The sequence below is a fragment of the Gilliamella sp. G0441 genome (assembly GCF_050589305.1).
Taxonomy (GTDB): domain Bacteria; phylum Pseudomonadota; class Gammaproteobacteria; order Enterobacterales; family Orbaceae; genus Gilliamella.
In genome coordinates this window covers 39,238-46,158 of record NZ_JBNRJF010000014.1, presented here as the reverse complement: position 1 = coordinate 46,158, position 6,921 = coordinate 39,238, and the positions used below count along the sequence as shown (strand labels likewise).

The 6,921-nt window shown below is 31.0% G+C and carries 2 protein-coding genes; both read right to left on the bottom strand.

Annotation, left to right across the window (positions count from 1 at the left end):
* Window positions 1-499: 499 nt before the first annotated feature.
* Window positions 500-3,334: a filamentous hemagglutinin N-terminal domain-containing protein gene (locus ACKJXD_RS10705; protein WP_430876276.1), complete on the bottom strand. Its 2,835-nt coding sequence runs from the start codon at window positions 3,332-3,334 to the stop codon at window positions 500-502.
* 643 nt (window positions 3,335-3,977) lie between these two features.
* Window positions 3,978-6,767, bottom strand: coding sequence for a filamentous hemagglutinin N-terminal domain-containing protein (locus ACKJXD_RS10700; RefSeq protein WP_430876275.1), 2,790 nt, complete (start codon window positions 6,765-6,767; stop codon window positions 3,978-3,980).
* Window positions 6,768-6,921 lie beyond the last annotated feature (154 nt).

The following is a 6,921-nucleotide window of genomic DNA, read 5'->3' as shown; positions in this document are numbered from 1 at the left end:
ATCTTTTTGTTGATAGCCGTAATTATTCATATCAAGGATTAAACATTAAATTATGTACAGCACATTTTCCAAAATAAATTCAGAATCAGATAATACATTTAAAAATTTAAAACCAATTTAACTAAAACGGCTACGACAGGGTTAGCACTTTTAAAAAACACACAAATTACTTACATAGCGATAAAAACCTTTATTAAGTTATCGATAAAAAATAAAGTTTTTATATAGTTTAGATAACTTAATGTTTATATATTAAACTTTTAATTTTCATTTAGTCAAAGAATTTTGCCCAACGAATTGTAAGTAAAATTTTGTTTTCAAAATGATAAAAATCGAAGACTTGTATTGATATCTTTTAGTAAGATGGATTAGAGGTGAGAAATGAATGTAGATAACATGCAAAATAATTGAATCTTAATAACCTGGTTTATCAAACGATAAATAACGTTTGGTAAACCAGGTGAGTAATTTTTACAATTATACCATGCTGTCATTCATTTTATTGATTAACGAAAATACCATTGATCACGCCAATGTTGTTAATATAGGCTAATTTAGATTCAATATATTTTGCATTAATTATTCCATGGCTATCGTTGGTTAATGTCCTAGCTGTTAACTTGATATAATCATCTGAAGTTATTTTTCCTTCGTTATAGATGAGGTTAGCAAGTATACTGATTGAATTATTGACAGATAGCGTTCCATAATTTTTAAAATTATAATCAATATTTAAATCAATGGTTTCTGATGCTATCCAACCAAACCAATCATTGTGAAAGTTTCTACTGGTTAACTGTATTTTATTTTTAGCCAGTAACTGACCATTATTGTATAAACTACTTACATTTAATTTGAAATCATTATTGGCTTTTACGAAATTTCGGTTATCAATATTTCCACCTTTAATTTCGATTTGGTTAGCATTGATTTCGCCTTTCCAATCATTTTTAAAGTTATCAGTTTTTATTGCCAATTTTTCTGATGCCAAAATTTTCCCTTGGTTATAGCCGTCTTTCACCTTAATCACCGATGAATTTGATGCATTAATTTCATTGTAATTATCCAACTTATTGATATCCATAGAAATTAAATCGGCTTTGATTTCACCTTTCCAGTCATTTTTAACTTCATTGCCTTTTAAAATAATCTGTTTATTGGCAAATAATTTTCCTTGATTATAAAACTGGTTATTGCTATTTACTGACAGTAATTGACCCGCTTTGAGTTCATTATGATTTTCAAAATTACGCGTATTTATATCCACCTCATCAGATTTGATAAGACCTTGCCAACTATTTACAAAGGTATTGTTCACTACAGATAAAGTCTGATTAACTAAAAGTTGACCATAATTATAAACATTATTATTCAAAATATTTAAATTATCAGCATTGATGACACCATAATTAGTGATAGTAGAATCCGATTTCGTTTTGTTGATATTCATATAATTACTGGCTAATTTGCCATTCCAATCATTTTTAAAATCTTTAATAGATAAATTGAAATTGTTATTTAGCGTAATTTGACCTTGGTTATACATATAATCTTGTAATACCATTGATCCATTATCCGCCTTTATCTGTCCAGAATTCTCAAATTGATTAGCTTGAATATCAACTAATTGATTAGCATTTATTTTTGCTCGCCAAGTATTCACAACTTTTCCAACTTCTCCTTCCCCTAAGAATACTGAGTCACTACTGATTGTGCCATCATTGATGATGTTCTTTGCAACTATTGAAACTTTGTCCTCAGCTTTGATCAATCCCGTATCGCTATTAGTAATGTTGGTTCCTTTTAACAACAATTGCTCATCAGAGAGTAATTTATTGATATTATTTAAATTTTCTATCGAAATCACTAGGTTTTCAGCAGAATTAACTTCGCCATAATTTTCAAAATTTTTCCCATTCAAGTTAATATTTTTAGCGTTAATAATCCCTTGCCAATCATTTTTAATATTATCGCTTTTTAGGGTAATTTGTTTGCCTGCCGTTAAGTTGCCATTATTTTCTGCAGTTGAAGCATTAAAGGTGACATTTTCATAGGCTCTCATTTTACCCACATTTTTTGCTTTCTTAGCATTAATCACAATGTTATTTGCTTTTACATCACCTGACCAAATACTAATAAACTCATCACTATTTGTTGAAAGAGAATTTTTTGCAGACAGTTTTCCTTCATTGGTAATTAACGTGTGGGATTGAAGATTAAGGTCATTTTTGGCTGTGATTGTGCCTAAATTTTTAATTTCAGATTGACTCTTTAGGACAGTTCCTTCTGAGGACTGCATCGTTCCTTTATTAATAATTTTGCCATCAGCAGAAAGATTCAATGTACCGGCACTCGCCATCAGTTTCCCATCATTTCGTACCCCTACACCATTTTCTGTACCGACCATTTTAATTTTACCTGCATACATTCCCCCTAGCGCAGAAACGTCCAATCCAAACTCAGGCAAATCAACTTGATTATTAAATCCTTGCTTTTCAATTTTACTCAAATCAGCACTTACTTTAGCTTGTCCGGTGATAACATTAATTTCGTTATTTGCCCATAATTCTGCATTAACATTGACACTACGTGCAATTAAATCGGTGTAGTCTTGCCCTGAGTTTTTTAAACCATAGCCATTAATTTCAATACGCCCGCCATCAACTTGGTAACTCTGTAATTTGCCATTATCCATAATGGGTTTACCCGTCGTTAGTGTGACTCTATCAGCATTAATAAAACCGCAACCATTACAGGTTATACCGGCAGGATTGGCGATAATAACCTGCGCTTTTTGACCTGCAACTTCAATATAACCATTTAACTGACTAATATTGGGAGAATTAACTTCATTTAAAATCACTTTTGCACGATTTTGTAATAATTTATTACTATTAATATCGCCTGCTAATTGGGTACTGGTTCTTCCTGTAGCGTTATTGAGTATGACGCCATTTTTGGATACATCAAATTGGTTATATTTATTGTGAGAGACACCACTATTACTTGGCGCTGCAATATCAATTTGTGTTACACCATTTTGCAAGTTGTGTACATTAGGACGCTGTGATTGGCTAGCAGCTTGATCAACAACGATATTATTAGCATAACTGACGTTAACTACACTTACCAAACCTAATGCAATATAAGATATAAAGACTAAGGGTTTTAATCTGCAAAACTGAACGTGGTGGATTGGATTCGGGCTAACATGAACTGTTTTGATTTGTTTAGCATTGTCGGTTATGACTTGATGCGATTTAGTTATATCTGATACAACAACAAACAATCCACGGACTTTATTGAAAATGATGCGATAAAAATTCTTATTCATAGTATTTACACCTTTCACCTATTATTTTGTTAAAACGTAAAAAATAGAATCATCATATTAAACAAATGATTATTTCAAAAAAATCTACAAAATAGTTAAATACGGTAATACAAATAATATTCAGAAGTTAATGCAACAAAAAGGAAATCGATATGATGATAAATTGTATGAAAACAGACTATTTATTTACTAATTAACCATCATCATCGGTAGAACAGAAAGAAACAGATACACCAAATTAACATTATTTGGATAATTTGATTTGCGTATAATAAACACTAAATTTGTATTTAGTCAAAGTTTTATTTGTGCATCTGTCATTTACATTTCTTTGTTAATTTAAACAATTTTTATGCTAACTAAAAATTTTAGATAACAAGATTTTCTAATTTATTAGTTTATCGCTTAAATTATTTTCCGCTTTATTAAATATAACCATATTATTCATATCGTTGCCACAATTAAGCCAGTTTTAAAAATTTTTACGTTTTTTTGGGGGATTAAAGTGAATAAGAAGGGATTTGAGAAGTAGACAAAGATCAAAAGATTAATTTTTAAGATCCTAGCTTACCTATTGATGATATATTTCAGTAAACTAGGATCTTATCTTTAAAACTAAACCGAATTAAGTGATCAAATTAATCTATTCATCTTTTACATTAGTAGACTTTCCATTAATTAGACCATGATTAATGATTTTATCAGGTAAATTGTCAGTAATAATTTCAGCTTTAATCACACCATGCCAATCATTGACAAAACGATTACCCGATAATTTAATCTCTCTTTTTGAAGTTACATTGCCTTGGTTGTAAGTATTATTAGCATTAATAGTTAACTGATCACCTGCTTCAACTTCACCAAAGTTTTCCATATTTGTTATAACATTTAGATCGATATTTTCAGCTTTAATTGAGCCAAACCAATCATTTTTTAGGTTGTGACTGACTACTTTTACTTGTTTGTTAGCCACTAATTCACCATTATTATAAAAATCATTCAGGTTAATATTCATTATATCATCCGCAATTAATTTATTACGGTTATCAAATTTATTACCTGTGATTTCAATGCTATTTGAATTTATTTCACCAAGCCAATCATTTTTGAAATTGTCGCTATTGATTAATAATTTGCCTTTAGTTAAGAGTTTAGCTTGATTGTAAGCGTTTTTAACATTGATATTCAGCTCAGAATTAGCGATAACTTGATTGTAATTGTCAAATTTTTCGCCTAACAACGCGATATTATTGGCTTGTACTTCGCCTTTCCAATCATTTTTGAAGTTGTCACTCGTTATAGATAAATCATTTTTTGCCAATAATTTACCTTGGTTGTAAACATTCTTAACATCAATATTGAGCAAGTCATTGGCATTCATTTCGTTATAATTAATAAATTCACCCGTTTCGTTAACTTGATCATTGTTGTTTTTAATGTTTACTAGATTTATTTGATCAGCATTAACCCTACCGTTCCAATCGTTTTTAAATGAGTCAAAAGATAGATTAATTTTGAAACTTGGTGTTTCTGAACTTTTAGAATGTGGTGAAGGTTCGGGTGAAATTGATGATAAAATACCTTGATTATAAAGTATCCCATTTACAGCGATATCGATGGATTGTACACCATTAACAGCGCCATAATTTCTAAAATTATTGCCTTTTAAATCAACGATTTTCGATTGCATTGTGCCATTCCAATGATTAAAGACATCATCACTAATAATATTCATATTTTCTATTGATGCTAACACACCGTTATTAGATAAAATTTTAGATTTTATGGATAATTCTTTTTGCGATTGAATCAGACCTGTTGAATGATTTTGAATGTTCTGACTTTCTAGCGTTAATTTATTATCTGATGTTAACGTATTAATATTATTTATATTTCCAACTTTAATCGTCAAGTTGTCAGTTGCGTTAATTTCTTTATAATTTTCTAAATTTGTTCCTTCAAGTTCAATATTTTTTGACTGAATCACACCAAACCAATCATTTTTGATTTGATCACTCGATACAGTAATACTTTCTCCTGCTGATAAATTCCCAGCATTTTCAACACTTGATGCTTTAATTTTCACACTTTCAGCCGCATTAATTTTACCCACATTTTTGGTTTGCGCTGCGTTTAATGTAATATTATTAGCACTCACATTCCCTGTCCAGGTACTCAGAAATTCCTCACTTTCTGCGCTAAGATTATTGCCTGCTAATAATCTATTTTCGTTGGCTACCAATTTTTCAGCTTTTAGATTAATGTCTTCTTTAGCATTAACGATGCCATAATTTTTTACTTCTGTTTTTCCCGTTAAAATGACATTTTTTTGACTAATGACTGTGCCATGATTTTCTATATTGTCACTCTTCAATAAGGTGTCTGTCGCAGAATTAAGATTACCACTTACGGTATTTAAAATTTTGCCATTTGTTGATATATCTATCGTTCCCGCACTGGCCATGAGTATCCCATTATTACGAACACCTACCCCTGCTTCAGTACCCACCATCTTAATTTTTCCAGCATACATTCCACCTAATGCTGAAACATCCAGTGCAAATTCAGGTTGTTCGGTATTGGTGGCTGAGGCGACTTTTTCAATCTTTGTCAGATCTGCACTCACCTTCGCTTTACCTGTCACAATATTAATTTCTTTATTCGCCCATAACTTGGCATTGACATTTACACTGCGTGCGATTAAATCAGTATAATCTTGCCCTGAATTTTTTAATCCATCCCCTGTAATGGCTATCTGACCCTTTTCTACTTGATAACCAGTCAATTTTCCATCTTCAATTATCGGTTTACCGGTGGTTAAGGTTGCCCGGTCTGCATTGATAAAACCACAACCATTACAGGTTATGCCTGCCGGGTTGGCGATGACAACTTGGGCTTTTTGACCCGCCACCTCGATGTAACCATTTAATTGGCTGATATTTTGCGAATTCACTTCGTTTAATATGACTTTGGCACTATTTTGTAGTGATGCATTACCATTAATATTACCCGCTAATTGAGTTTGGCTACCATCAGGAGAGTTATTTAAAATCACACCATTTTTTGATACGTCAAATTGCGTATATTTATTATGTGATACGCCATTACTGCTTGGTGCTGCGATATCAATTTGTGTTGCGCCGTTTGGTAAACCTTGAACTGTTGGACGTTGAGTTTGATTGGCATTTTGATCGACAACGATATTATTTGCGTAGCTTGTATCAATAATACTAACCATACCTAACGCAATATATGACAAGAAAACCAACGATTTTAATGTGTGAGGCTGAACTTGACGAGTTACATTTTTTTCTGCCATTTTAGTTCTTTGGTTATTATTTACCACGACTTGATGTGATTTAACAATTTCAGATACCACAACAGATAATCCACGAACTTTATTAAAAATAATGCGATAAAAATTTTTATTCATAGTATTTTTCACCTTGTATCTATTTGCTAACGTTTTAAAACAAAAGCATATTTAGTTATTAAAAAATTGATTAAATTAAATAAAATGATTAGAACAAAAAATTAATATCAGCTTCTAAACAAAAAAAGAGATACTAATGGGTTACTACAACTTG